Source organism: Thermohalobaculum xanthum (assembly GCF_016623495.1).
GTDB classification, from domain to species: Bacteria; Pseudomonadota; Alphaproteobacteria; order Rhodobacterales; family Rhodobacteraceae; genus Thermohalobaculum; species Thermohalobaculum xanthum.
Map to the genome: position 1 here is coordinate 450,649 of NZ_JAEHHL010000001.1, position 22,587 is coordinate 473,235.

Annotated in this window: 17 protein-coding genes; 6 read left to right on the forward strand and 11 right to left on the reverse strand. The window is 69.8% G+C overall.

Annotated features, from left to right (window positions below):
- Positions 1–216: 216 nt before the first annotated feature.
- From H0I76_RS19555 to H0I76_RS02145, 7 genes are all read right to left on the reverse strand, one after another.
- Positions 217–345 carry a hypothetical protein gene (locus tag H0I76_RS19555; RefSeq protein ID WP_267913242.1) on the reverse strand — a complete coding sequence of 43 codons (129 nt, stop codon included), beginning with the start codon at positions 343–345 and terminating at the stop codon, positions 217–219.
- A 99-nt stretch (positions 346–444) separates the two neighbouring features.
- Positions 445–2,535, reverse strand: a complete 2,091-nt coding sequence (gene recG / locus H0I76_RS02120; protein WP_200607797.1) for an ATP-dependent DNA helicase RecG — start codon at positions 2,533–2,535, stop codon at positions 445–447.
- Between the two features lie 46 nt (positions 2,536–2,581).
- Positions 2,582–2,941 (reverse strand): GFA family protein, encoded by a 360-nt coding sequence (locus H0I76_RS02125; protein WP_200606362.1) that lies wholly within the window; start codon positions 2,939–2,941, stop codon positions 2,582–2,584.
- Positions 2,938–5,070, reverse strand: a complete 2,133-nt coding sequence (gene ligA / locus H0I76_RS02130) for an NAD-dependent DNA ligase LigA (RefSeq protein WP_200606364.1) — start codon at positions 5,068–5,070, stop codon at positions 2,938–2,940. Before ligA ends, H0I76_RS02125 begins: the two co-directional genes overlap by 4 nt.
- 27 nt (positions 5,071–5,097) lie before the next feature.
- On the reverse strand, positions 5,098–6,228 hold the full coding sequence (gene prfB / locus H0I76_RS02135; RefSeq protein ID WP_200606366.1) for a peptide chain release factor 2: 1,131 nt from the start codon (positions 6,226–6,228) through the stop codon (positions 5,098–5,100).
- 81 nt (positions 6,229–6,309) lie between these two features.
- Positions 6,310–8,910, reverse strand: coding sequence for a penicillin-binding protein 1A (locus H0I76_RS02140; RefSeq protein WP_200606368.1), 2,601 nt, complete (start codon positions 8,908–8,910; stop codon positions 6,310–6,312).
- Between the two features lie 162 nt (positions 8,911–9,072).
- A complete protein-coding gene (locus tag H0I76_RS02145) occupies positions 9,073–10,380 on the reverse strand; it encodes an N-acetylmuramoyl-L-alanine amidase (RefSeq protein ID WP_200606370.1) in 1,308 nt (435 codons plus the stop codon).
- A gap of 498 nt (positions 10,381–10,878) precedes the next feature.
- Between H0I76_RS02145 and H0I76_RS02150 the strand changes: the two genes are divergently transcribed.
- On the forward strand, positions 10,879–14,115 hold the full coding sequence (locus H0I76_RS02150; protein ID WP_200606372.1) for an Rne/Rng family ribonuclease: 3,237 nt from the start codon (positions 10,879–10,881) through the stop codon (positions 14,113–14,115).
- A gap of 101 nt (positions 14,116–14,216) precedes the next feature.
- On the opposite strand, the gene H0I76_RS02155 is transcribed toward H0I76_RS02150, so the two are convergent.
- Positions 14,217–15,428, reverse strand: a complete 1,212-nt coding sequence (locus H0I76_RS02155; protein ID WP_234455053.1) for a pyridoxal phosphate-dependent aminotransferase — start codon at positions 15,426–15,428, stop codon at positions 14,217–14,219.
- Between the two features lie 96 nt (positions 15,429–15,524).
- On the opposite strand from H0I76_RS02155, the gene H0I76_RS02160 reads away from it, so the two are divergent.
- From H0I76_RS02160 to aat, 5 genes are all read left to right on the forward strand, one after another.
- On the forward strand, positions 15,525–16,871 hold the full coding sequence (locus H0I76_RS02160) for a M48 family metalloprotease (RefSeq protein WP_200606380.1): 1,347 nt from the start codon (positions 15,525–15,527) through the stop codon (positions 16,869–16,871).
- A 63-nt stretch (positions 16,872–16,934) separates the two neighbouring features.
- Positions 16,935–17,708, forward strand: a complete 774-nt coding sequence (locus tag H0I76_RS02165; protein ID WP_200606382.1) for a DsbA family protein — start codon at positions 16,935–16,937, stop codon at positions 17,706–17,708.
- A gap of 228 nt (positions 17,709–17,936) precedes the next feature.
- Positions 17,937–18,428: an acetyl-CoA carboxylase biotin carboxyl carrier protein gene (accB, locus tag H0I76_RS02170; protein WP_200606384.1), complete on the forward strand. Its 492-nt coding sequence runs from the start codon at positions 17,937–17,939 to the stop codon at positions 18,426–18,428.
- 13 nt (positions 18,429–18,441) lie between these two features.
- Positions 18,442–19,788 (forward strand): acetyl-CoA carboxylase biotin carboxylase subunit, encoded by a 1,347-nt coding sequence (gene accC / locus H0I76_RS02175; RefSeq protein WP_200606386.1) that lies wholly within the window; start codon positions 18,442–18,444, stop codon positions 19,786–19,788.
- Between the two features lie 67 nt (positions 19,789–19,855).
- A complete protein-coding gene (gene aat, locus H0I76_RS02180; RefSeq protein ID WP_200606388.1) occupies positions 19,856–20,515 on the forward strand; it encodes a leucyl/phenylalanyl-tRNA--protein transferase in 660 nt (219 codons plus the stop codon).
- Here the strand turns inward: aat and H0I76_RS02185 are convergent.
- Genes H0I76_RS02185 through mlaD form a run of 3 tightly spaced genes read right to left on the reverse strand, consistent with a single transcriptional unit; the run spans position 20,452 to position 22,587 of the window.
- A complete protein-coding gene (locus H0I76_RS02185; protein ID WP_200606390.1) occupies positions 20,452–21,339 on the reverse strand; it encodes a DUF2155 domain-containing protein in 888 nt (295 codons plus the stop codon). The two genes, aat and H0I76_RS02185, sit on opposite strands and share 64 nt — an antisense overlap.
- A gap of 10 nt (positions 21,340–21,349) precedes the next feature.
- Positions 21,350–22,138 carry a methyltransferase domain-containing protein gene (locus H0I76_RS02190; protein ID WP_325166262.1) on the reverse strand — a complete coding sequence of 263 codons (789 nt, stop codon included), beginning with the start codon at positions 22,136–22,138 and terminating at the stop codon, positions 21,350–21,352.
- Positions 22,135–22,587 (reverse strand): outer membrane lipid asymmetry maintenance protein MlaD, encoded by a 453-nt coding sequence (gene mlaD, locus H0I76_RS02195; RefSeq protein WP_200606392.1) that lies wholly within the window; start codon positions 22,585–22,587, stop codon positions 22,135–22,137. Before mlaD ends, H0I76_RS02190 begins: the two co-directional genes overlap by 4 nt.

A 22,587-nucleotide genomic window follows, 5' to 3' on the forward strand; every position in this document is an offset into this window, starting at 1 on the left:
GCGCGCGCATCGGCTATCCCGATTATGAAAAAGGCCGCTACCCGTTTCCGGGCAGCGGCCGAGTTGGCGTTCCAGATCAATCGGGATCGATGCGACCCGGGCGTGGCAGACCGGAGCGCAGCGAGGGATGCCGGCAGCAGGCACCGGCTTCGGGAGTCGCGGGCCACATGGGGTGAGGTGGGCCCGGCTTGGATCCCGTCTGGACCGCAGGCGAAGTCAGAACATCGCGGGCAGCGTAAATCCGGCGAAGATCAGCGCGCACATCACGGCGAGACCGGCGACGTCGCTCAGCGCTTCACGCGGCGCGTGGGCGAGAAAGTCCCGGGCCTTGATCATCTGTGCCATGATGGCTTCTCCATCGAAACTTGCGGTGTTGTCATTATGTTCACCACAAGTTCCACAAAGAGTCCAGAACATTTTTAGAACATCCGTTCCGGGCGTGCCTCACCCACCCTTGAGAAGCCGGACCGACGCATCGCGCTCGAAGAGGTAAAGGAGCGTGCGCAGCGCCACGCCGCGCGGACCGTCGAGCCCCGGCTCACGGGTCAGTACCAGGCGTGCGTCGTCCCGGGCCATCTCCATCAAGCCGCGGTCGGCATCGAGATCGGCGATGCGAAAACGAGGCAGCCCCGATTGCGCCGTGCCGATCAGATCACCGGCACCGCGCAGCCGCAGATCCTCCTCGGCGATGCGGAAGCCGTCCTCGGTTGCGCGCATGATCTCGAGCCGCGCGCGTGCCGTCTCGCCCAGCGGCGGAGCGTAGAGCAGAAGGCAGAACGAACGCCCTGCCCCGCGCCCGACCCGGCCGCGTAACTGGTGCAGCTGCGCCAGGCCGAAATGCTCGGCCTGCTCGATCACCATGATCGTGGCCTCGGGCACGTCGACGCCGACCTCGATCACGGTGGTCGCGACCAGCACCGGCCGCTCGCCGGACTGGAAGGCGGCCATCGCGGCGTCCTTGGCGTCGGCCGGCATCTGGCCGTGCACCAGCGCCACGTGCTCGGCGCCAAGCGCGTCCGCCAGCAGCCTGTGGCGGGTCTCGACCGCCACCAGGTCCGAGGCGTCGCTCTCCTCGACCGCCGGGCAGACCCAATAGGCCCGCCGCCCCTCGGCCAGAACCGCCTTGAGCCGCGCCACCACCTCGTCGGCGCGCGACAGCGAGACCAGCCGCGTCTCGACCGGCTGGCGTCCGGGCGGCTTCTCGTCCAGCACCGAGATGTCGAGATCGCCATAGCCCGCCAGCGCCAGCGTGCGCGGGATCGGTGTCGCCGTCATCACCAGCAGGTCGCAGCCCTTTGGCGCCTTCGACGTCAACTCCATGCGCTGGCGCACGCCGAAGCGGTGCTGCTCGTCGATGACCGCGAGCCGCAGGTCGCGAAACGTGACATCGCCCGAGAACAGCGCATGTGTTCCGATCACCAGCCGAGCGCGCCCACCGGCGATCGCCGCGAGCTTCTCCTCGCGCGCGCCGCCCTTGTCGCGCCCGGTCAGCAGGACACATTCGACGCCGGCGGCGGCCGCAATGGGCGCGAGGTTGGCCGCGTGCTGGCGCGCGAGGATCTCGGTCGGCGCCATCAGCGCGCCCTGCCCCCCCGCCTCGGCCGCGATCATCAGTGCCATGGCTGCGACCCAGGTTTTTCCTGCGCCCACATCGCCTTGCAGCAATCGCATCATGCGCGTGTCCTCGGCCATGTCGGCCCCGACCTCGGCGATTGCGCGCTTCTGTGCCCCGGTCGGCGGGTAGCCGAAGGCAGCCGCGGCGCGCGCGCGAAGACTGCCGTCGCCCGCGGTCGCCTGTCCCTTGCCGCGGCGCATCTTCTCGCGCGCGATCTGCAGCGCAAGCTGATGCGACAGCAGCTCGTCATAGGCCAGCCGCCGCCGGGCCGGCGCGCCGTGCGACAGGCTGGGCGGGCCGTCGGGCATGTGCAGCGCGCCGAGCGCCGCACGCCAGTCGGGCCAGGCTTCGCGCGTCATCATTGCGGGATCGAGCCATTCGGGCACATCGGGCGCGCGCGCCAGGGCGCCGCTCACGGCCTTTGCCATAAGCCGACCGGTCACCCCCTCGGTCAGGCCATAGACGGGCTCGAAGGGCGGCAGACCGGCGGCTTCGGCCTCGGTCATCACCAGGTCCGGATGCGCCATCTGCAGCCGGCCGTCGTAGAAGTCGACGCGGCCCGAGACGACCCGCACCGCGCCTTCGGGCAGCGCGCCCTTCAGCCAGTCCTTGCGCGGCCGGAAGTAGAGCAGCTCGAACACGATGCCGCCGCCATGCACGACGATCCGATAGGGCTGCGTCTCGCGCCTTGGGGGATGATGCTCGCCGACCTCGATGCGAACCGTCGCCACCTCGCCCGCGGTCGCGCCGATCAGGCTCTCGCGCGGCCGCCGGTCGATCACGCCGGTCGGCAGGTGGAAGATCAGGTCGATGACCCGCTCGAGACCGATCCGCGCCAGCGCCTTTGCCGTGCGCGGACCGACCCCCATGATCCCGGCGGCGTCGGCAAAAAGCGGAAAGAGGATCTCGGGGCGTGCCATCGCATTCGTGATGGCGCGCACCGCGCGAGCCGTCAAGCGCGCGGGTTCATCCGGGTTTGTCGCTGGGGTGATTCACGCCATCGACCCAGGGCACCTCGAGCCCGCGCAGCTCGACACCCTCGACACAGCCCAGGTTCACGCCGTACTCGTCGGGGTTCGACCGCCTCCGGTGATGGGTGTAAATCCCGCAAATTCCGCAGAAATAGTGCTTCGCGACATGCGTGCCGAAGGTGTAGATGCGCAAGGATTCGTCCGCCTCGACCGTGAGTTCGGCAACCGGCACGCTGACGACGATCGCGCCGCGGCGCCGGCACATCGAGCAGTCGCAGCGCCGCCGGCTTTCGAGGTCGAGCCTCGGGAAGCTCAGGCGCACCGCGCCGCAATGGCAACTCGCGCGATGGGTCATGCGCCCTCCCCCGCGCCCAGAAGCGCGAGCCAGTCATCCTCCGAGATCACCTCGACGCCAAGTGCCGTCGCCTGCTTGAGCTTCGACCCGGCGCCGGGCCCCGCGATCACCAGGTCGGTCTTGGCCGAGACCGAGCCCGAGACCTTGGCGCCAAGCGCCTCGGCGCGTGCCTTGGCCTCGGCCCGGCTCATGCGCTCCAGCGTGCCGGTGAAAACCAGCGTCTTGCCCGCAACGGGGCTGCCTTCGGTCTTTGGCCGCTCTGCGTCGCGCGGCGTCACATGCGTGAGCAGGCGGTCGAGCGCGCGACGGTTATGCTCGTCGTCGAAGAAGGCGATCACGGCATCCGCCAACACCTCGCCGACCCCGTCGATCGCAAGGATCGCGTCGCGCGCCTCCGGGTCGCTCGCCGCCGCGATCATCGCCTGCGCAAAGGCATCCCAGCCGAGATACTGGCGCGCGAAAAGCCGTGCCGTCGTCTCGCCCACATGCCGAATGCCGAGTGCGAAAATGAACCGGTCGAGCGCCACCTCACGCCGCGCGCGGATCGCGTCAAAGAGGTTGTCCGCGGATTTCTGGCCATAGCCTTCAAGCTTCGACAGTCTTTGTATTTCAGACCCCTGTGGTCCGAACCTCGCCTCTAGCGTGAAGATGTCGGCGGGCTCACGCACCCAACCCTTCTCCCAGAAGGCCTCGACCTGCCGCGCGCCCAATCCCTCGATATCCATTGCGCCGCGGCTGACGAAATGCTTGAGCCGCTCGACCGCTTGGGCGGGGCAGATCAACCCGCCGGTGCACCGGCGCACCGCCTCGCCAGTTTCGCGCACGGCATGGCTGCCGCAGGCGGGGCAGACCGTGGGGAACTCGTAGGGTGCCGCATCGGCGGGCCGGCGCGAGATGTCGACGTCGAGCACCTTGGGGATCACGTCGCCGGCGCGGTAGATCGTCACCGTGTCGCCGATGCGCAGGTCGCGACCCTCGCGGATCGGCTCGCCATTCGCGCCGCGCCCGGCGATGTAGTCCTCGTTGTGCAGCGTCGCGTTGGAAACGACCACGCCCCCGACCGTGACGGGCCTGAGCCGCGCCACCGGAGAGAGCGCGCCCGTCCGACCGACCTGGATGTCTATCCCCTCCAGAACCGTGGTGGCGTGCTCGGCCGGGAACTTGTGCGCGATCGCCCAGCGCGGCGCGCGGCTGACGAAGCCGAGCCGCTCCTGCCAGTCGAGCCGGTCGACCTTGTAGACCACGCCGTCGATGTCATAGCCAAGGCTGGCGCGGTCGGCCTCGAGCGCGCGATAATGGGCGAGGATGTCCTCGACGCCCTTGCAGCGCTCCATCCGGTCGTTGATCGGGAACCCCCAGCGGCCGAGCGCCTGCACCACCTCGTACTGCGTGGCTCCCGGAAGCTCTGGCGCCTCGCCCCATGCATAGGCGAAGAACCGCAGCGGCCGTCTCGCCGTCACCGCCGGATCGAGTTGGCGCAACGACCCCGCTGCGGCATTGCGTGGGTTCGCGAAGATCTTGTCACCCGCCTCGGCCTGCGCGGCATTGAGCGCGGCGAAATCGGCGTGGCGCATGTAGACCTCGCCGCGGACCTCGAAGAGGTCGGGGGCATCTTCCGGAAGGCTGTCCGGGATTTCTTTTATGGTTCTGACATTTGCGGTGACATTTTCACCTTCCTCGCCATCGCCGCGGGTCGCGGCCTCGACCAGCCGCCTTCCCTCGTAGCGCAGGCTCAGCGACAGCCCGTCGATCTTCGGCTCGGCGGTGAAGACGATCGCCTCTTCCTTGAGGCTCAGGAAGCGGCGGATGCGATCAACGAAGTCGGCCACGTCCTCGTCGGTGAAGGCGTTGCCCAGCGACAGCATGCGCACGCGGTGTCGCACCTTGCCGAACCCCTCGGCCGGCGCCGCCCCCACCTTCAGCGAGGGGCTGTCGGGCGCGATGAACTCGGGGAACGCCGCCTCCAGCGCCGCCAGCCGATGCTTCAGCGCATCGTACTCGGCGTCCGCGACCTCGGGTGCATCCTTCTGGAAATAGGCCCTGTCGTGGCGCCGGATCTCGGCCGACAGGCGCGCGATCTCGGCCTTCGCCTCTTGCGGGTCGAGGTCAGCGGCCGGCGTCTCGCTCATCGCGACCCCCTCGCGCGTCCTGCCGCGTCAGACTTCCTCGGCCGTCGCCTCGGCGCGGGTCTTGCCCGTCACCTCCTGCGCCAGCGCGGCGGCCATGAAGCGGTCGAGATCGCCGTCCAGCACGCCGCCGGTGTCCGACGTCTCGACCCCCGTCCGCAGGTCCTTGACCATCTGGTAGGGCTGCAGAACGTATGACCGGATCTGGTTGCCCCAGCCGGCCTCGCCCTTGGCCTCGTGGGCCTCCTGGATCGCGGCGGTGCGCTTCTTCATCTCGAGGTCGTAGAGGCGCGCCTTCAGCGCCGCCATGGCGTTCGCCCGGTTCTGGTGCTGCGACTTTTCCGAGCTCGTGACCACGATCCCGGTCGGGATATGCGTGATCCGCACGGCCGAGTCCGTGGTGTTGACGTGCTGGCCGCCCGCACCGGACGAGCGGTAGGTGTCGATCCGGATATCGTTCGCGGGGATGTCGATCTCGATCGAGTCGTCGACAACCGGATAGACCCAGACCGACGAGAACGAGGTGTGCCGCCGCGCCTGGCTGTCGAAGGGCGAGATGCGAACCAGCCGGTGCACCCCCGATTCCGTCTTGAGCCAGCCATAGGCGTTGCCGCCCTTGACCAGGTAGGTCGCCGACTTGATCCCCGCCTCTTCGCCGCCGCTCTCGGACTGGAGCTCGACCTTGTAGCCATGCGCTTCGGCCCAGCGCACATACATGCGCGCCAGCATCTGCGCCCAGTCGCAGCTCTCGGTGCCGCCGGCGCCGGCATGGACCTCGAGATAGCAGTCATTGCCATCCGCCTCGCCCGAGAGCAGCGCCTCGACCTCCTTGGCGGCCGCCTTCTCGCGCAGCGTGGCAAGCGCGGCCTCGGCCTCGGCCACGATCTCATCGTCGCCCTCGGCCTCGCCCAGCTCGATCAGCTCGCGGTGGTCGTCGAGGCTGTGCGACAGTTCCTTGTATCCTTCGACCGCGTCCGAGAGCATCTGGCGCTCGCGCATCAGCTTCTGCGCGCGTGCCGGGTCGTTCCACAGTTCCGGGTCCTCGGCGAAGGCGTTGAACTCCTCGAGCCGTGCCTCGGCCGTATCCCAGTTGAGCCGCTGGCGAAGCAGCGCGAGCGACTTCTCGATATCGGCGACGATGGCGGCGGTCTCGGATTTCATGCGAATTTCTCGTCGTGATGCGGATGCGTCTTCCGCGTCACATAGCGGCGGAAACGCTGCGGGTAAAGCGGCAGGCCGGTTTCAGTAGAGTCCGCCCGTCCCAAGCCCCACGCTTGGCACGTTGGGTTGCGGCCGGCGCGCGCCCGCGTCGCCACTCCCTTCCGAGTCCGGCGGAAGCGCGCCCGATCCCCAGCCCGAATCCGCCTCCTCGCCCGCCAGGGCAAAGGGCAGATCGCCGCCGAAGCTCCCGAACAGCTCCTCGTCGCCCGCGATGGCGCTGGCCTCGGCGTAAAGCTCGGGCTCGGTCCCCTGCTGGAACACCTCGACGATCACGTCGGGGCCCGACGCGTCGTCGGGCAGGCGCTCGCCGCTCAGACGGTCGATCTTGACGGTGACCATGCCGCCGGTCTCGGGGGCGCGGAACTCGCCGGGAACGCGGGTCTTCATCGCCTCGGCCATGAACTCGCGGAACACCGGTCCGCACAGCGTGCCGCCATAGGCGCCGCGGCCCATCGGCTCGGGGTTGTCGTAGCCGATGAAGCAGCCGGCCACCATGCTCGGCGTGAAGCCGATAAACCAGGCGTCCTTGGCGTCGTTGGTCGTGCCAGTCTTGCCCGCCACGGGGAAACCCAGGCCGCCCACCGTGCGGCTCGCGGTGCCGCGCGCGACCACGCCCTCGAGGATCGAGACGATCTGGTGCGCCGTCACCGGGTTCATGATCTGCGAGCGCTGGTCGAACAGCAGGGGCTCGCCGCGCGGCGCGGGGCCCTCGATCTCGCAGCCCCGGCAGAACCGCGGGTCGTGCGCGTAAAGCGTGTTGCCGTTGCGGTCCTGGATACGGTCGATCACCGTCGGCCGCACCCGCTTTCCGCCATTGGCGAACATGCCATAGGCCGCGACCATCTCGTAAAGCGTGGTCTCGCCCGCACCCAGCGCATAGCTCAGGTGGTGAGGCATGTTCTCGTAGACACCGAAGCGCTCGGCATAGGTCGCGATGCGGTCCATGCCGACCTGCTGGGCGATGCGGATCGTCATCAGGTTGCGCGACTGCTCCAGCCCCACGCGCAGCGGCGACGGCCCGTAGAACCGGCCCGACGAGTTCTTGGGCCTCCAGTCCTCGGCCCCCGCCTGGCGCACCACGACCGGGGCGTCCAGCACGATGGTCGCGGGCGTGTACCCGGCATCAAGCGCCGCGGCGTAGACGAAGGGCTTGAACGACGAGCCGGGCTGGCGCAGCGCCTGCGTGGCACGGTTGAAGACGGACTGCTCGTACGAGAAGCCGCCCCACAGCGCCAGGACGCGTCCCGATGCGGGGTCCATCGCCATGAAGGCGCCCTGCACGTCCGGGATCTGGTGCATCCGCCAGCTTTCGCCCTCCTCGGCCGGGGCAACGTAGAAGACGTCGCCCTTCTGCCAGAGGTCGTCGCCCCGCTGGGGCGCGCGCGCCGACTTGCCGCCGCGCCTGACCGCGCGAATCCATTTCTCGTCGGCCAGTTGCAGGCGAACGGTGCCGGGACCGTCGGGCCCCTCGGCGTCGATCCCCTCGACCCCGACGATCGCGGTCTTCTCGCCGACCTCGAGCACGACGGCAGGGTTCCAGCCCTCGATGTCGCGCGGCACCCGGTACGCGGCCAGCGCCGCGCGCCAGTCGTCGGTCGTACCCTCCGCGATGCTCTGGATCTCGCCCAGCGTCCCATGCCAGACCGCGCGGCCTCGGTCATATCCCTCCAGCCCGCGTCGCAGCGCGCGGCCGGCAATGGCCTGAAGGTCGGGCTCGATGGTCGCGCGAATGCTCAGGCCACCCTCGTAGAGCTGGTCCTGCCCGACCTCGCGCACCATCTGGCGCCGCACCTCGGCTGTAAAGTAGTCGGGATCCGGGTTGAGCGCGGCCACCGGCGCGTCGCCATCGAGCAGCGTCTCGAACGCGCTTTCCATGGCCGCCTGCGCTTCCTCGGCGCTCAGGTAGCCGTTCTCCTCCATCTGCCGGATCACGTAGTTGCGCCGCGAGATCGCGCGGTCGCGGTTGCGCACCGGGTGCAGGTCGGAGGGCGCCTTCGGCAGCGCGGCGAGATACGCGGCCTCGGCCGGCGTGAGGTCCTCGAGCGCCTTGCCGAAATAGTTCTGGGCCGCCGCGAGGATCCCGTAGGAACGCGCGCCCAGGAAGATCTCGTTGAGATAGAGCTCGAGGATCTGGTCCTTGGACAGCGCACCGTCGAGGCGCACCGCCAGGATCGCCTCCTTGATCTTGCGTTCGACCGACCGCTCGTTACCGACGAGAAAGTTCTTCATCACCTGCTGGGTGATCGTCGAGGCCCCCGAGAGCCGCGTGTCGCCACCCGATGCACGCGCCTGCGCAAAACGCACCACCGCCTTGGCAATGCCCACCGCGTCCACCCCCGGGTGGAGATAGAAGTTCTTGTCCTCGGCCGAGATGAAGGCTTCCTTCACCAGTTCCGGCACCTCGTCGATCGGCACGAAGACACGCTGTTCGGTGGCAAACTGCGCGATCACCTTGCCTTCGCCGGAATAGACGCGGCTCAACATCTTGGGCTGGTAGTTCACCAGCTCGTCGTATTTCGGCAGGTCATTGCCGAACAGATGCACCAGCGCGAAAGCGCCCGCGACGGCGAACAGGGCCGCCGAGGTCAACGCGCTGAAGATAGAGCCGAAAAAGCGGATCATGCCGGACTTTGGTCCCCTGATGGTGCTCGGTATGTCATTCGATGCCTGCCCTGCGAACGCATCTCGTGCGCGAGGCGTTGCATGGATCGCTCCTCATACCTCAGAACGCGGCCGCAGACCATGCCCAGATCGCGGCCCGGACCCGGGGCCGCCGCCACGGGGTCAGGGCCGCGCGGCGGTGCGGGGCGCGCGCCATGCCGGCGCGGTCTCGGCCGCCCAGTCGAGAACGCCTCTCGCCACCCCGCCGGCTGCCATTTCCTGCCAGGCCGGGGTGTTGATGCGCTCCCGGTCGACGAGGCTCGTGAGAAAGCCCAGTTCGATCAGGATCGACGGCGTCCCCGGTGCCTTCAGGACCCGGAACTCGGCGCGCCGGTGCGGGCGGCTGCGCAACAACTCGACCTCGTCGTTCAGCGCCGTCAGCGTCACCTCAGCCAGCCGGTCTGCCTCGGCCATGCTGCCCCGGTGCGCCAGCTCGATCAGCACGCGAGCCACGTCGTCCCCGACCGCCCCGGCCTCGGCGCCGGCAAGCACGTCGGCGCGGTTCTCGCGCTCGGCCAGCTGGGCGGCGGCGGCATCCGTCGCCTCGGGCGCGAGGGTGTAGACCGAAACCCCGGAGGCCTCGCCCTCCGTGACGGTATCGGCATGGAGCGAGATGAAGACGTGCGCTCCCGCGCGCTGCGCGATGCGCACCCGCTCGCCCAGCGGCAGGAAGATGTCGCGGTCGCGCGTCAACACGGCGCGCGCCTCGCCGCTCGCCTCGAGGTGGCGCGCAAGCCGCTGCGCGAAGGCCAGCACCACGTGCTTCTCCATCACGTCTCCGGCCGTCGCGCCGGGATCGATCCCGCCATGGCCCGGATCGATGGCGACCACCAGCCGGGGGTCGCCCGGTTGCGCTGGCGGTACCGGCGCGCCGCCAGCCTCCCAGCGCGCGCCCGCCGGCCAACCCGCACGGGCCGCGAAATCCTCGGCCGACACCTGGAGAAGCGTGAACTCGACCCCTGCCCCGCCATCGACCTGCGCCGCCCGGCTCACCCGCATCGGGCGGTCGAGCGGCACGACGACGCGCGCCCGGTCGGGCCGGAACAGACCGAAGCGTGGCGTTCCCAGCGGCGTCTCCAGTGCCGGGGTTCGGGCCGGGCCCTCGCCGGTCGACGACACGTAGTCGATCACCAGCCGCCGTGGCTCGTCGAGCGTGAAGAAGGTGAAGGGCGCGGCCTCGCTGAGCGTCATCGACAGCACGATCCCGCCCGGAATGTCCCGCGTCGCGAGCCCGCTCAGCCGCACCTCGGGGACGCTCGCCGCGCCCCGTCGAGCCCCAGTGGATGCGTCTTCGTCCGGGACGTCGGCCCCCGCGGGTTCGCTCGCCGCCATTGCGCCCAGCGGCGCCCAGAGAAGGGACGCAGCGACCAGCGCCGCGAACCATCGCGCCGCGCGCACCGGGTGCCGTGCCCGGCTCAACCCTCGTGACATGCTCCTGCTCCGGTTCAATGCTGCCGCGATCTTTGCCGCCGCGGTCTGTCTGCCTCTCTGCGCAGCCTAGCACGCGAGGCCGCGCAGTGACAAAATCCATTTGTCATGAATGTGGCGCGCCGTTATAGCGGAGTCGGAGCCAATCGGCCCTGATCGTGACCGGCGATACGTCCGGGACCGAGGGACCCGAGGATCAGACCGGCCCATCCGGCCATGGCGCCCGCTGAGCGGCGCGCCGGAACCGGGTCCGGCACCGGGCTCCGGCCGCGCAGATTGCGCAACAGACGACAGAACACATCATCGCGCCGCGCCATGCGGCGCCCGGACAAGAGACAGTGATGACCCGCCCGCACAGCCAAGACCGCGTTACCGCCAGCGAGCACCGCTCCCCGGCGATCGACGCGCGCGGCGCCGGGCAGGCACATCCCCAGATCGAGAGACGCCCATCCCCTGCCCGCCGCGCACGCGGCGGACGGGGAAGGTGTGGCGCAGGAATTTATGTCAAAGAAAATGCTGATCGATGCCACGCATCCGGAAGAGACCCGGGTCGTCGTGGTGGACGGAAACAAGGTTGACGATTTCGACTTCGAGTCGATCAACAAGCGCCAGCTCGCCGGAAACATCTACCTCGCGAAGGTAACCCGGGTCGAACCCTCGCTGCAGGCGGCGTTCGTCGACTATGGCGGCAACCGCCACGGTTTCCTGGCCTTCGCGGAGATCCATCCCGATTACTACCAGATCCCGGTCGCCGACCGGCAGGCCCTGCTGCGCGAGGAGGCCCAGGCCCAGCGCGAGGCTGCCGAGGAGGAGAACGGCGAAGGTGGCGGCCGCAGCCGCAACCGCCGCAGCCGCAACCGGCGCGACGGCAAGCGCGACCAGGGGACTGGCGGTGCGAAGGGCTCGCAGCGCGAGGCCGCTCCCGCCCCGGGGGCCGAGATCGCGGGCTTCGCCGTGATCGAGCCCGAGGGCGACAGCGCCGAGGACGACGACGGCCCGCTCTCGATGGGCGATGCAACCGCACCGGCCGCCGCGCCCGCCGCCGAAAGCGGCGCCGAGGAGACCCCGGCCGTGGCATCCGCCGGCGACAAGAATGCTGGCGTTGCGACCGCCGAGGCCGCGACCGACGAGACCACCGCCGCCGAGGTTGAGGCCGACGAGATAATGGCCGACGAGGCGCCGCGGCCCGCCGAGGGAGAAACCGGCTCCGACACCGCCGATGCGGCAGACGAGACGGAGGAAGACGGCGGCACGCCCCGCTCGATGGCCGAGGACACCGGCCTCGACGGCGAGGACGAGCGCGTGACCGAGGAGATCGGCGCCCGCCCGGCCCGTAAGGAAGAGACGGACGCCGCCGAGGCCGAAGCCGCGGGCACTGACGCTCAGGCCGCCGCCGAGACCGAGGCGGTGCCTGCCGAAGGTGACGCCGCCGAAGAATCCGAAGCCGAAGAGACCGGCGCCGACGAGTCCGGCACGGCCGAAGCCGCGAAGGCCGATGGCGACGAAGCCGAGGACGCCCCCGCCGAAGGCTCGCGCCCGAAATCGCGCCGCCGCCGCCGCCGCTCGCGCGGCTCGCGCGAGGATGCGCCCAAGGCCGAGGCAGGCCAGGGCGAGACCGCCGAAGCCAGCGCCGCCGACGATAACGGCGACGACGTCCCCGCGGCCGAAGAGGTCGACTCGATCGGCTCCGAGGATCTGCGCGAGGAAGAGGTCGAGGCCCGCGCCCACCGCCGCCGCCGCTACCGCATCCAGGACGTGGTCAAGGTCCGGCAGATCATGCTGGTCCAGGTCGTCAAGGAGGAGCGCGGCAACAAGGGCGCCGCGCTGACCACCTATCTGTCGCTCGCCGGCCGCTACTGCGTGCTGATGCCGAACACCGCCCGCGGCGGCGGGATCAGCCGCAAGATCGTCTCGGCCGCCGACCGCAAGCGGCTGCGCGAGATCGTGGCCGAGCTCGACGTGCCCGAGGGAATGGGCCTCATCGTCCGCACCGCGGGCGCCGAGCGCACCCGCGCCGAGATCAAGCGCGACTACGAGTTCCTGCTGCGCCAGTGGGAGCAGGTGCGCGAGCTCACGCTGAAATCCTCGGCGCCATGCCTGATCTACGAGGAAGGCTCGCTGATCAAGCGCACGATCCGCGACATCTACTCGAAGGACGTGGACACCATCCTCGTGGCCGGCGATGCGGGCTACCGCGAGGCGAAGGACTACATGAAGATGCTCATGCCTTCGCACGCGAAGAACGTCCAGCAATACGCTGACAAGGTTCCGCTTTTCATCCGATACCAGGTCGAGAGCTACCTCAACGGCATGTTCTCGCCGGTGGTCCAACTCAAGTCGGGCGGCTACATCGTGATCGGCGTGACCGAGGCGCTGGTGGCGATCGACGTGAACTCGGGCCGCTCGACCCGCGAGGGCTCGATCGAGGACACCGCCGCCAAGACCAACCTCGAGGCCGCCGACGAGGTTGCCCGGCAGCTCCGGCTGCGCGACCTCGCGGGCCTGATCGTGATCGATTTCATCGACATGGAGGACAGCCGCAACATCCGCGCCGTCGAGAAGCGGATGAAGGAGCGTCTGAAGACCGACCGCGCCCGCATCCAGGTCGGCCGCATCTCGGCCTTCGGCCTGATGGAGATGAGCCGCCAGCGCCTGCGCCCCGGCATGCTTGAGGCGACGACCCAGCCCTGCCCCCATTGCCATGGCCAGGGCATCATCCGGTCGGACGAGAACATGGCGCTCGCCATCCTGCGCGAGATCGAGGAAGAGGGCGTGCGCGGCCGCTCGGCCGAGGTCAGCGTCACGCTGCCGGTCGAGATCGCGAACTACCTCATCAACTTCAAGCGCCGCCACCTCGCCTCGATCGAGGAGCGCTACGAGATGGTGATCAATGTCTTCGGCGACGCGACGCTGCTCACGCCGAACTACAAGATCGAGCGCTCCAAGACCCAGTCGCGCGCGGTCATGACCAGCGGCGCGCCCGCCATCACCGCGCAGTCCGTGGCTCGCGACTTCGACTTCGACACCAATATCGAGGACGCCGAGGAAGTCGCAGAGGAAGCGGCAGCCCCCGCGCCGGCACGCCCGGCGCCGTCGGGCGACGACGCCGAGGGCAAGGGTGGCAAGCGCCGCCGCCGCGGCAAGCGGGGCGGACGCCGGCGCCAGTCCTCGGGCGAGGGCGACGATGCCCAGGCCAAGGAAGCTGGCGAAACGGCAGGCGCATCGGATGCCGAGCCCGCGAAGCCCGCCGAAGCCGCGGTCCAGGACGCCGCACCCGCCGAGGCAGGCGCATCGGACGAGGCGGCAGCCGCACCTGCGCCCGTCGAGGCCGAGACCGCCGAGCCCGCGCCAAAGAAGCGGCGCACCCGGCGCAAGAAGGCCGACGTCGAGGCGGATGCAGGCGAGGCACCGGCCGAGGCCGAGCCCGCCAAGAAGCCCGCGCCGCGCCGCCGGAAATCGGCGAAGGCCGCCGCCGCCGAGGCAGCCGCCGAACCCGCCCCCGCGGAAACGGCAGCCGAGCCGCAGCCGGAAGCCGCGCCGCAGCCCGATGCCGCGCCCGTCGAGGAGCCGGACACCGTCGCGACTGCGGAGCCCATCGCGGCGTCCGAAGCGCTGGAGCCTGCCGCTCCCGAGCAGGAGCCCGAGGCCCAGGCCGAGGTCCAGCTGCAGCCCGCGCCGGAAGAGCCGGCGGCCGAGCCTTCGCGCCCGAAACGCCGCGGCTGGTGGTCTCTGCGCTGAGCCCGGCGCCCGCCCGGCTCCACCGCTGACGCATGCACAAAGGGGGCGGCCGTCATGGCCGCCCCCTTGATCGTTCCGCCGCCTCCGGGCTGTGGATGCGTTCAGCCTGCGGGCGCGCTCGCCTTCTCGGGCCTGGGGCCCGCGGCGATCATCTGCTCGAGCCGTGCGATCCCCTCGGCGATCTCGGTGCCGCTCCGAGCGAAGGAAAAGCGCACCGTCCCCGCCCCGCGCTCGGGGTCGAAATCGAGCCCCGGCGTCGCCGCGACGTCATGCTCGGCCAGCAGCCGGGCGCAGAACGCGCGGCTGTCCTCCCACCCCTCGGGCAGGCGCGCATAGGCATAGAAAGCGCCATCGGCGGGTGCGATGTCGCGAAATCCCAGCCGTTCGAGCGCCGGGATCAGGGCCGCGCGGTTGGCCCGGTACTGCGCAAGATGCCCCGCCACCTCGGCCTCGCCGTCGGCCGACATCGCCGCGAGGGCGGCGATCTGGCCCAGGTGCGGGGCGCAGATGAACAGGTTCTGCGCGAGGTTCTGGACCGTGCGCACCATGTCGTGCGGCACGACCATCCAGCCCACCCGCCAGCCGGTCATGGCGTGGAACTTCGAGAAGCTGTTGATCACCACCACCTCGTCGGTGAGCTCGAGGGCCGAGACCGCCGGCGCCTCGTAGGTGATGCCGTGATAGATCTCGTCCGAGATCAGCGGCGCGCCTGCCGCGTCGCAATACCCGATCAGCGCCGCCATCTCGTCGCGGTCGATCATCGTGCCGGTCGGATTCGCCGGGCTCGCGACCAGCAGCCCGTCGATCGGCCCGGCCTCGGCCAGTAACTCGGGCGTCGGCTGGAACCGCGTGGCCGGGCCCGCGGCAAGCCGGACCGGCGAAAGATCCAGCGCCTGCAGGATGTTGCGGTAGCAGGGATAGCCGGGATCGGCGATCGCCACGCGGGCGCCTGCATCGAACAGCGCAAGGAAAGAAAGCACGAAACCCGCCGACGACCCGGCGGTCACGACGATCCGCTCCGGATCGACCGAGACCCCGTAGCGCGCCATGTAGAGCCCTGACAGCGCCTCGCGCAGCCGCGGCAGGCCCAGGCCGCCGGTATAGCCAAGGCCCACCCCGTCCCGGATCGCACGCGCCACCGCCTCGCGCGCGGCCTGCGGCGCGCCATGGGCGGGCTCGCCGACCTCGAGATGGATGACGTGGCGCCCCTCGGCCTCGGCCCGCCCGGCCTCGGCCAGAACATCCATGGCAATGAAGGGGGCGGTCTGGCTGCGGCGCGAGATCTTCACGATGCCGTCTCCTCGGATGGACATTGACGGATCCGATCCCGATATTCGTTGTACCGGCGGCGGGCAAGGACAAACCCGGAGCCGCCGGGGGACAGGCCTGGACAGGCAGGGGAAGGACACGTGACACGCAGAGCATCGCGCCTGGCGCGCCTCACGGCCGCCGCGGTGATCGGACTGGGGGCGACGCTCCCGAACCTTGCCCATGCATTCGGCCTGATCCGCGACGCCGAGATCGAGCGGACCCTGGCGGACATGTCGGCACCGGTGTTTTCGGCCGCCGGCCTCAGCCCGGCGACGATCGACATCTACATCATCAACGACCCCAGCCTGAACGCCTTCGTGGCGGGCGGGCGCAACGTCTTCCTGCACACGGGCCTTCTCGTCCAGCTTGGCACGCCCGAGGAACTCATCGGCGTGATCGCGCATGAAACCGGCCACATCGCCGGCGGCCACCTCACGCGGCGCATGATCAATCTGCGCAACGCACAGGGCCCGGCGCTGATCGGGCTGCTGCTTGGCATCGCCGCGGCGGCAGCCGCGGGCTCGGGCGATGCGGGCGCTGCCATCGCGGCGGGCAGCCAGAGCCTGATCACCCGCAACCTCCTGCGCTTCAACCGGGGCGAGGAGGCCGCAGCCGACCAGGCCGCGCTCGACTACATGGCGCGCGCCCGCGTCAATCCCGAGGGGATGCTCAAGGTTCTCGAGCGGTTCCGCGGGCAGGAGGTGCTCAGCGTCGGCAACCTCGACCCATACACCCTGACCCACCCGCTCTCGACCCAGCGCATGCAGCTGATCGAGCGCGAGGTGGCGGAGAGCAAGGGCCGCAGTTATCCCTCCGATCCCGAGCGCGACTACTGGCACGGGCGGATGCGAGCCAAGCTCGAAGGCTTCCTCTCGAACCCGCAGCGCGTGCTCGACAAGTACGAGAACGCCGAGGAAACCGAGCAGGTGCTCTATGCCAAGGCAGTCGCCTACCATCGCCTGCCCGACCAGGCCAAGGCGCTCGCGGCCATGGACCGCCTGCTCGCCTTGCGGCCGAACGACCCCTTCTACCTGGAACTGAAGGGTCAGCTCCTGTTCGAGCAGGCCCACCCCGAGGAGGCCGTCAGCTATTACCGCAAGGCGGTCGCGGCTGCACCCGATGAACCCCTGCTGAAGGCGGGGCTCGGGCGCGTGCTGATCGCGCTCAACACCAAGGCGACCGATGCCGAGGCGCTGAAGGTGCTCGAATCTGCCCGGCGCGACGACCCCGGCGACCCCTCGATGCTGCGCGATCTCGCGATCGCCTACAGCCGCGCGGGCAACGACGGCATGGCGGCGCTGGTGACGGCCGAGCGCTTCGCCCTGAACGGCGACCGCAAGGATGCGGCGCTTCACGCCCGCCGCGCATCCACTATACTCCCGCAAGGCTCGCCCGGCTGGTTGCGGGCGCAAGACATCGTCGCCTTGGCGGACGAGAAGGATTGACCACTCGGGCGCCCGGTGCACTGTCGCGCCAGCCCATCGAGGACCGGAAAGGAGAACGACCCCATGAAGCGCCTCACCGCAAGCCTGGCAGTCGCAGCCGCGATCACCCTGCCCGCGCTGCCCGCCAGTGCCCAGGAGGCCGGCCTCGATTTCCGCGGGATGAACGTCGAGGAGCGCGCCGCCTTTGGCGAAGCCGTGCGCGCCTATCTTCTCGAGAATCCCGAGGTGATCTACGACGCCATCCGGATCCTCGAGCAGCGACGCAACGCCGCCGCCGCCAGCGCCGACCGCGACCTGGTGATCGCGCATTCCGGCGCCTTGTTCGACGACGGGCATTCCTGGGTCGGCGGCAACCCTGACGGCGACGTGACGATCGTCGAGTTCTCGGATTACCGCTGCGGCTATTGCAAGCGGGCGCACCCGCATGTCCAGGCCGTGCTCGAGGCCGATCCGAACGTCCGGCTGATCGTCAAGGAATTCCCCATCCTCGGCCCCGATTCGGTCGCCGCGGCGCGCATGGCCATGGCGGCGCTCGAGCTTGACCCCGAGAAGTACGAAGACCTCAACCACGAGCTCATGGAATTCCAGGGCAATCTGACCGAGGCCGCCGCCTACCGCATCGCCGCCGATGCCGGCTACGACCTGACCGAACTCAAGGAGCGCGCCGCAAGTGAAGCGGTGACCGAGAAGATCGGCGCCAACCACGAGCTTGCCGACGCACTGGGGATCCAGGGCACTCCCAGCTTCATCATCGGCGGCGAGATCGTGCGCGGCTATGTCGAGGCCGACGCGATGCTCGCGGCCGTCGACCGCGCGCGCGCAAGCGCCGCCAACTGAGCGGCCGGGCCGCCTGCGCAAGGCGCGCGGGCGGCCCCCAATGCCTTTGACGCGCGCCGCCTTTCGGTATAACCCCACTCTCTGCCCCACGGGGCCCGTGTGCATTCCCGCCCATGCCTTGCATGGCAGCGGGACCGCGCGCTCCGGGCGGGCAAAGGCACGGCGACGCATCGCGCAGCATCCCTCGCGCAGTGACGGCGCCGGCCTCCGAGGCGCACGGGAGGACCGATGAGCAAGAGTACCGAGGACGATGTTGCCTTCATTCGCGCGCTGGCCCAGTTGCTGCGCGATTCCGACCTGACCGAGATCGAGGTCGAACGCGAGTATGGCGAGGACGACGAGATGAAGGTCCGGCTCTCGCGTGCCGCGCCTCAGGTCGTCCATGCGGCGCCGGCCCCGCAGATCGTTCACGCCCCGGCCCCCGCCCCCGCGGCGCAGCCGGCGGTGCCCCCCGCACCGGCCCCGCAGGCCGATGCCGGCCCGCATCCCGGGACGGTGGCCTCGCCCATGGTCGGCACTGTCTACCTCGCCAGCGAGCCCGGCTCGGCGCCCTTCGTCCAGGTGGGCGACACCGTGACCGAGGGTCAGACGCTGCTCATCATCGAGGCGATGAAGACGATGAACCAGATCCCCGCGCCCCGCGCGGGCAAGGTCGTCAAGGTCCTCGTGGCGAATGCCGAACCGGTCGAGTTCGGCGCGCCGCTGATGATCATCGAGTGAGCGGGGCGGAGCCTTGTTCAAGAAGATCCTGATTGCGAACCGCGGCGAGATCGCGCTCCGCGTCGTGCGCGCGGCGCGCGAGATGGGCATCCAGACCGTCGCGATCCACTCGACGGCCGATGCCGACGCCATGCATGTCCGCCTCGCGGACGAAAGCGTCTGCGTGGGGCCGCCGCCGGGCTTGCAGAGCTACCTCAACCAGCCCGCGATCCTGACGGCCTGCGAGATCACCGGCGCCGAGGCGGTGCATCCCGGCTACGGCTTCTTGTCCGAGAACGCGGGCTTCGCCCAGATGGTCGAGGAGCACGGGCTCACCTTCATCGGTCCCAGCTCCGAGCATATCCGGCTGATGGGCGACAAGATCGCGGCCAAGGAGACGATGCTGCGTCTCGGCGTGCCCTGCGTGCCAGGGTCCGAGGGCGGCGTCGCCACGGTCGACGAGGCCCGCAAGATCGCCGAGGAGATCGGCTACCCGGTGCTGGTCAAGGCCGCAGCCGGCGGTGGCGGACGCGGCATGAAGGTCGCCAAGACCGCCGCAGAGCTCCCCGCCGCCTTCAGCCAGGCGCGGTCCGAGGCCAAGGCCGCCTTCGGCGATGACGCCGTCTATCTCGAGAAATACCTGACGCTTCCCCGGCACATCGAGATCCAGGTGCTCGGCGACGGCCGAGGCAATGCCGTGCATCTCGGCGAGCGCGACTGCTCGCTCCAGCGCCGGCATCAGAAGGTGCTCGAGGAGGCGCCCTCGCCCGTGATCGACGCCGCGACCCGCGCAAGGATCGGCGAGACCTGCGCCAAGGCGATCGCCGAGATGGGCTATCGCGGCGTCGGCACCATCGAGTTCCTGTTCGAGAACGACGAGTTCTACTTCATCGAGATGAACACTCGCCTGCAGGTCGAGCACCCCGTGACCGAGATGGTCTACGGCATCGACCTCGTGGTCGAGCAGCTTCGCGTCGCCGCGGGCGAGGGCCTCTCGGTCACGCAGGACGAGCTCGTGCCCAATGGCCACGCCATCGAAGTGCGGATCAACGCCGAGCGCGTGCCCAGCTTCTCGCCCTGCCCCGGCCTTGTCGCCGCCTATCACGCGCCGGGCGGCTATGGCGTGCGCATGGATTCGGCCCTCTATTCCGGCTACCGGGTGCCGCCCTACTACGACAGCCTGATCGGCAAGCTGATCGTGCACGGCGCCACGCGCGAGGTCGCGATCCAGCGGCTGAAGCGAGCGCTTGGCGAACTCGTCGTCGATGGCATCGACACGACCGCGCCGCTGTTCCGCGAACTGCTCGAGACGCCGAGCGTGCAGCAAGGCGCCTACAACATTCACTGGCTCGAGGAATGGCTGAAACGCGAGATGACATGATCTCGCTCAAGGCGCAGCGCATTCGTGGAGCCTAATTTCGGCGTATTCCTGCGTTAGGGTTCCGCTGATGAAGGACCACGACCCGCAATCGCCCGAGATTACCCCGGCACTCCTGCTGCGTGCCTACGAGGCCGGCGTGTTTCCCATGGCCGATTCGGCCGATGCCGACGAGCTTTTCTGGGTCGAGCCCCGCCAGCGCGGGATCATCCCGCTCGACGGCTTTCACCTCTCGCGCAGCCTGCGCCGCCGGATCCGGCGCGGCGGTTACGTGGTCACCGTGGATCACGCCTTTCCGGCCGTGCTCGCCGCCTGCGCCGACCGGCCCGAGACATGGATCAACCGGCCGATCCGAAATCTCTATGCCGCGCTCTTCGAGATGAGACACGCCCATTCCGTCGAGATCTGGATGGATGGCGAGCTTGCGGGCGGCCTCTACGGGGTCAGCCGGGGCGGCGCCTTCTTCGGCGAGAGCATGTTCTCCCGCCGCACCGATGGCTCGAAGCTCGCGCTTGCCCATCTCGTGGCGCGCCTGAGGGCCGGCGGCTACACGCTGCTCGACACGCAGTTCCTGACGCCGCATCTCGAAAGCCTCGGCGCGATCAGCATCTCGCGTGCCGTGTATCTGCGGCTGCTCGACGAGGCGGTCAGTCAGCGGGCCGACTTCTACGGCTTCTCGGCCGACGCCGACCCCGGCACGGTCGTGCAGTGGATCAGCCAGACGTCGTAACGCGGGTGATCCATCGCCGAGAGCGCGGGGCTGTCCGCGAACATCCATCCCGAGAAAACCGGAGGCTCGTCCGGGTGCTTCGTGTCCCACACCCGCAGGAACGCGATGTGGTTGGAGGTGGTGCCGTCGGACGGCAGGCGGCATTCGACCAGCGCGACGCGCAGTCGATCGACCTCGGTCTCGGCGCCGGCCGTCAGGTCGAAGGTGCTGATCTCGCCCGTCAGCTTGTCGAGTTGGCGCAGCGTGGCGCCCGGCGCGTCGATCCGCGAGACCGGGTCGATCAGCTGCGGCGACTGCGGACCCAGCGTGGTCCCCGTCCCCGGCGGCGCGCGCTTGAAGAGGTCGGTAGCCGGCGCTTCCTCGGACTCGGGCGGGACGATCGTCGTCGCGGCACCGACGGCGACACCGCCTTCGCCCACCGTGCCGGGCGCGCCCTGCGGCGCCGTGCCGTCCGACGGGGCAACAGCCTCCGCGGCGGCACCATCGGGCCCGGCTCCCTCGGTCGCTGCGCCTTGCCCCGGCGTAACCACCTCAACCGCCGCGCCCTCGCCTGAGGGGGCCTCACCCAATGCGCCCTGCCCTGGCGTGACGCCTGGTTCCTGAACCCCGGGCGCCGCGGTTTGCGGCGGCGTCGCCACCGTCACGCCCTCGGGCAGGCTCGGGCGGGTCTCGGGGCCAACAATGGTCCCGCCGGGCAGCCGCGGCCGCAGCGGCTCGAGCGGCGCGGTCTCGATCGTCGAACCCTGATCCTGCGCCGCGGCATGCCACGCCGGACCGGCAAGACCGGCCGTCAGAATCGCGGCGATGAAAAGGGTGCTGCGCATCGGCCTTGTCCTAGCGCAGCCGGGCGCGGAAGCGCAATCGCACATAATCGGCACGCCAGTTCCCGGCCTGGTCGCGCAGGGCCGGCGCCAGCAGCGCTCCGATGCGGGCGGCCGCCTCGGTGCGTTCCGCCTCGGGCAGCAGCCGCAGCGCCGGCGCCGCAAGCGTCGCAAGCCACGCCTCGATCCCGGCGGTGACCGGGGTCGGCCGCGGGATCAGCGCGATCTCCTCGACCGCGAAGCCGCCTGCCTCGAGCCGGGCGCGATGCTCGGCATCCGTCGGAAAGTACCAGATCTGGTCCAGGGTGGTGTCGATCCCGTAATCGCGCGAGAGCACCGCGATGATCGCCGTCCGGATCGCCGCGACGTTCCCGGCGCCGCCGAACTCGGCCACGAAGCGCCCGCCGGGCCTCAGCGCCCGCGCGACCCCCGCGATCACGGCGTCGGGCCGGGTCATCCAGTGCATCGCCGCATTCGAGAAGACCGCGTCGAAGGCCGCGTCGAACGGCAGCGCATGTGCATCCGCCAGCCGCGCATCCACGCCGCGCGCCTGCGCCGCCGCGACCATGTCGGGCGAGGCATCGACCCCCACGACCCGCGCACCGGCCTCGGCCAGCCGCTGGCTCAGAACGCCATCGCCGCAGCCCAGGTCCAGGATTTCCTCGCCCGGTCGCGGGTCGAGGAGTTGCACCACCGGCGCGCCCAGGTCCGAGACGAAGCGGGCGTTGCGGGCATAGTCCCCGGCTGACCAGGCGTCCTCCCGCCCCGGCTCGCGCGCGGTGTCGGACCCGCCGGAGTTCACTCGCTGGACTGCCCGTGGATGAAGCGACCGATCAGGTCGCCGACCGAGACCGAGCTTTGCGTGTTCACCAGCTCGTCGCCATCGGCGAGCATGAACTCCGCCCCGCCCGGGTCGATCGCGATATAGGAATCGCCCAGCAGGCTCGCCGAGGTGATCTTGGCGACCGAGTCCTCGGGGACCTCGATCCCCTCACGCAGGTTCAGCGTGAGTTTTGCGAAATAAGTCTTTGTATTGAGCTCCATATTCGTGATCGATCCGACCTTGACGCCGGCGATCCGAACATCACCCCCAACCGCGATTCCCTCGGCCTTGCGGAAGTTCGCGACGACGCGGTACCCGTCGCCCTTGTTCAGGCCCAGGTCCGCGGTGTTCGCGGCATAGACCAGGAACCCCCCGGCCACGGCCAGGACGATCGCGCCGATCAGCGTCTCGGCCGTGTTGCTTGCCAT